5 protein-coding genes and 1 pseudogene are annotated in these 4,404 nt (G+C 64.2%); 3 read left to right on the forward strand and 3 right to left on the reverse strand.

Annotated elements, in window-relative coordinates:
• Positions 1–78: 78 nt before the first annotated feature.
• Together EOA22_RS25370 and EOA22_RS25375 are read right to left on the reverse strand one after the other, a co-directional pair.
• Positions 79–507: pseudogene (locus EOA22_RS25370) on the reverse strand (SDR family NAD(P)-dependent oxidoreductase); the annotation flags it as partial.
• Positions 508–705: 198 nt separating this feature from the next.
• Positions 706–1,884, reverse strand: a complete 1,179-nt coding sequence (locus tag EOA22_RS25375; RefSeq protein ID WP_024502944.1) for an acetyl-CoA C-acetyltransferase — start codon at positions 1,882–1,884, stop codon at positions 706–708.
• Between the two features lie 86 nt (positions 1,885–1,970).
• Here EOA22_RS25375 and EOA22_RS39585 point away from each other — a divergent pair, with 86 nt between their 5' ends.
• Positions 1,971–2,099 (forward strand): hypothetical protein, encoded by a 129-nt coding sequence (locus tag EOA22_RS39585; RefSeq protein WP_255337222.1) that lies wholly within the window; start codon positions 1,971–1,973, stop codon positions 2,097–2,099.
• Positions 2,100–2,183: 84 nt separating this feature from the next.
• On the forward strand, positions 2,184–2,795 hold the full coding sequence (gene phaR / locus EOA22_RS25380) for a polyhydroxyalkanoate synthesis repressor PhaR (RefSeq protein ID WP_063169186.1): 612 nt from the start codon (positions 2,184–2,186) through the stop codon (positions 2,793–2,795).
• Positions 2,796–2,816: 21 nt separating this feature from the next.
• Here phaR and EOA22_RS25385 read toward each other — a convergent pair whose 3' ends face one another.
• Positions 2,817–3,956, reverse strand: a complete 1,140-nt coding sequence (locus EOA22_RS25385) for a citrate synthase (protein WP_127390295.1) — start codon at positions 3,954–3,956, stop codon at positions 2,817–2,819.
• Positions 3,957–4,048: 92 nt separating this feature from the next.
• Here EOA22_RS25385 and EOA22_RS25390 point away from each other — a divergent pair.
• Positions 4,049–4,404 (forward strand): citrate/2-methylcitrate synthase (locus tag EOA22_RS25390; RefSeq protein ID WP_281040786.1); only part of this gene is annotated, 356 nt, incomplete at its 3' end.

The following is a 4,404-nucleotide window of genomic DNA, read 5'->3' on the forward strand; positions in this document are numbered from 1 at the left end:
TTCGGCCGCATCATCACCATCTCCTCGATCAACGGCCAGAAGGGCCAGGCCGGCCAGGTCAACTATTCCGCCGCCAAGGCCGGCCTGGCCCTTCTGGCCGTTGATCGAGGAGATGGTGATGATGCGGCCGAACTTGCGGTCGCGCATCCCGCTCCACAGCGGATGCGTCATGTTGAAGACGCCGGACAGGTTGGTGTCGATGACCTCTTTCCACTGCTCACGCGTGATCTTGTGGAACATGGCGTCGCGGGTGATGCCGGCATTGTTGACCAGCACCGAGACCGGGCCGAGATCGGCCTCGACCTGCTTGATGCCGGCGGCGCAGGCATCATAGTCGGCGACCGACCATTTGTAGACCGGAATGCCGGTCTCAGCCTTGAATTTCGCCGCTGCGGCATCATTGCCGGCATAGTTCGCCGCAACCGAATAGCCGACGGTCTTCAATGCGATCGAGATCGCCGCGCCGATGCCGCGCGATCCGCCTGTGACGATTGCTACCTTGGTCATGCATTTCCCCTTTTTTGATATCGCCCTGTTGTCGGGCTTGGCAGGCACTGGATACAGAACGGGCGGCTAAAGCGCGTCGCGCTGAAGTAGGTTCAGGCGATGCGCTTCAGCTGTTTGGTTTTATGCATGTCGGTGTTCCCAAAACCGCTGCGCAGTTTTGGGCGACATGCATGCACGCCGCCCGTTTAGTGACTTTCTTCAGAGTGCTTCGACACACATGGCGACGCCCATGCCGCCGCCGATGCACAGGGTAGCGAGACCCTTCTTGGCGCCGCGCCGGCGCATTTCGAAGACCAGCGTGTTGAAGACGCGAGCGCCGGACGCACCGATCGGATGGCCGATGGCGATGGCGCCGCCATTGACGTTGACGATCGAGGGATCCCAGCCCATGTCCTTGTTGACGGCGCAGGCCTGCGCCGCAAAGGCTTCGTTGGCCTCGACCAGGTCGAGATCGCCGACCGACCAGCCGGCCTTTTCCAAGGCCTTGCGCGAGGCGGGAATGGGTCCGGTGCCCATGATCTGCGGATCGACGCCGGCGGTTGCCCAGGACACGATGCGCGCCAGCGGGGTGATGCCGCGCCTCACCGCTTCCGCTTCGCTCATCAGCAGCGCGCCGGCGGCGCCGTCATTGATGCCGGAGGCGTTGGCGGCGGTTACCGTGCCGTCCTTGTCGAAAGCCGGTTTCAGCTTGGTCATGGCGTCGATCGTGGCGCCGTGGCGGATGTATTCGTCCTGGTCAACGATGGTGTCGCCCTTCTTGCCCTTGATGGTGACGGCGACGATCTCGTCCTTGAACTTGCCGGCCTTCTGCGCGGCCTCGGCCTTGTTTTGCGAGGCGAGCGCGAACTGGTCCTGGTCTTCGCGGGTGATCTGGAACTGACGCGCGACGTTTTCGGCTGTGTTGCCCATGTGGTAACCGTTGAAGGCGTCCCACAGCCCATCCTTGATCATGGTGTCGATCAGCTTGAAGTCGCCCATCTTGACGCCGGCGCGCAGGTGCTGGGCATGCGTCGAAAGCGACATCGATTCCTGGCCTCCGGCGACGATCACCTTGGCATCGCCGATGGCGATCTGCTGCATGCCGAGCGCGATGGCGCGCAGGCCCGAGCCGCAAACCTGATTGAGGCCCCAGGCGGTGGTTTCCTTGGGCAGGCCGGCATTGATCGATGCCTGGCGGGCCGGGTTCTGGCCTTGCGCGGCGGTCAGCACCTGGCCGAGGATGACCTCGTCGACCTCGCCTGGTTCGACGCCGGCACGCGACAGCAATTCCGTGATGACGACGGCGCCGAGCTCATGCGCCGGGGTGGCGGCGAAAGCGCCGTTGAAGGAGCCGACCGGCGTGCGCGCCGCACTGGCAATGACGATGGAAGCGGACATTTTCTTCTCCAGACTTCAAGGGTGTTGCTCTGTCGTTGGGGACTTTTCTTGCCCTTTCCCAACCCCAAGTCAAACCGGAAATGGGCATGGCGCCCATGCGCCGCAAGCAGGCCATGCCTTGCCATGGCGGCCATTCGTCCATTGCTGCGCAGCATATTTTGCCTGCCATGCAGCATTTAGTGATCCCGCACTGCACAAACTGCTTGGAATTGTGAGGCTTTTGCGCATATCCTCAAAAAAGGCACAATCGTTATCGGCGGCTTACTCAGAGGCGCGCCGGTGTCCCCGGGAGGATGTAGATGGCCGCTAAAGACGATCCGATCATCATCAAGAAATACGCCAATCGCCGCCTCTACAACACCGGCACCAGCACCTATGTGACGCTCGAGGACCTCGCCGAGATGGTCAAGAAGGGCGAGGAGTTCACCGTCCAGGACGCCAAGACCGGCGACGACATCACGCATCCGGTGTTGACCCAGATCATCTTCGAACTGGAGAACAAGGACGGGCAGAACATGCTGCCGATCCCGTTCCTGCGCCAGCTCATCGCTTATTACGGTGACCAGATGCAGATGATCGTCCCGAGCTTCCTCGAACAGTCGATGCTTGCCTTTTCCAAGGAGCAGGAGCGCTTTCGCGAGCAGATGAAGGGGGCGCTCGGCAAGTCGCCGCTCGACATGATGAAGATCACCACGCCGATCAAGGCGCTGGAGGAACAGACGCGCCGCAACATGGAAATGTTCCAGAATGCGATGCGGCTGTTCACGCCGTTCCCGCCCGCTGGCTCCGCGCCAGCCGCTGCGACGTCGCCCGAGCCGGCCAGGAAGGAAACGCCTGACAAGCCCGACGATCTTCAGGAACTGAAGGACCAGATCGCGGCCATGCAGCGCAAGCTCGACACGATGTCCTGAGCGCCTGGCGTTCTTGCGGCCTTACACCAGCACGCCCTCATAGCGGCCGCGCGGCCGGATGACACTTCCGCTTGTTATCTGTTCGACCGTGTGCGCGGCCCAGCCGACGCTGCGTGCGAGCGCGAACAGGCGGAACGGTGCATCGCGCGGCAAGCCTAGGCTGCGCGTCAGCGCGGCCAGCCCAAAGTCGATGTTGGGAAGCGCGCCGGTCGCCGCAAAGGCAGCGTCGCGCAGCGACGATAGTGTGCCGTCAACCTCGATCACCGACAGCAGCGCCGCCCCGCGGGGATCGCCGTCAGGATAGAGTTGATGACCGAACCCCGGCAGCGGCCGGTCATGGCTGAGCCAGCGCCGGATCGTCGCATCGGCGCCATGCCGCGCCGCATCCTCGGCCAGGTGCATCACCGCCTCTCCGGCGCCGCCATGGCGCGGGCCTGACAGCGTCGCGAGCCCTGCCAGCAGGCAAGCGGCCAGCGGCGCGCCGGTCGAGGCTGCGACGCGCGCGGCGAAGGTCGACGCATTCAGTTCATGATCGGCAAGCAGGACAAGCGCACGGCGGATCGCATCGGCGCGGCCGGCATCCACCGACCAGTCCTGCGCAAGCCGCTGATGGACGGGATTTGACCCCGCCGGTGCGCCCAGCGCGGCGGCCAGCACGCCGACCGCGTGCGCGGCATCGGTATGCAGCGAGGCGGCGCTGCGCCCGAGCGACGGGCGCCCCTGACCGGCAAGCACGGCAAGTTGCGCAAAGGCCGAGGCTCGGCCAGCTTGATGGGGTGCGTCCGGCGACGCTGCTTCGAAAGCCACCGGTTTCGGCAGAGCCCACAGAACGGCGGCGGCTTCTTCCAGTGTGGCGTGCCCGGAGAGCACTGCGGCGTCCTGCCCGCGATAGATAAGCCGACCGCGCGAGACGGTCGAAATCGCCGTTACGATCGAGGGCTCGCCCCAGGCGATGGCGCTTTCGGCGATGACTGACGGGCTGCGGCCGCGCGCCCGGCGGGTCGCCAGTGCGGCGATATCGTCGGCGCGGTACTGGCTGCGGCGCGGATCGGCGCGGTTGGGCCGCATGCCGATGCGCACACGGCTGACATAGGCGTACAGCGTCTGCGCCCGCACCTTGAGTCTCTCCAGCGCCTCTTCCCGGGACAACCACTCGGACATATCGAGCCCTGATATTGATTATATTGATCAAGATTGATGGAAACGTTGCCCATCTCTATCTCCGATCCGGAAATGCTTCAAGGAGACAGGCTATGGCGAATGGGCTCGATGATGTGGTGGCGGCGGAAACCGTGCTTTCCGATGTGGATGGTCTTGGCGGCCGTCTGACGATCCGAGGTCATTCGCTGCCGGAACTGGCCGGCCGTTGGAACTATGCCCAGGTGGTTAGGCTGCTGCTCGACGGCTTCTTCAACGACCTTCCCGATGATGCGCAACTGACGCGGGCGCTGGGACAGGCGCGTGCGGACGTGTTCGAACGGCTCTTGCCCTCGCTGCCTTTGCTGGCGCCGCTCGATGTCTACAGCGCCATGCGCGCCGGCATGGCGCAGCTGCCGGATGGCGAGACCTTGACCGACGCCTTGCTGCTGATCGCGGCGCCAGCAAAGGC

The organism is Mesorhizobium sp. M7A.F.Ca.US.014.04.1.1 (assembly GCF_003998745.1).
In the GTDB taxonomy this organism is placed as follows: Bacteria; Pseudomonadota; Alphaproteobacteria; order Rhizobiales; family Rhizobiaceae; genus Mesorhizobium; species Mesorhizobium ciceri.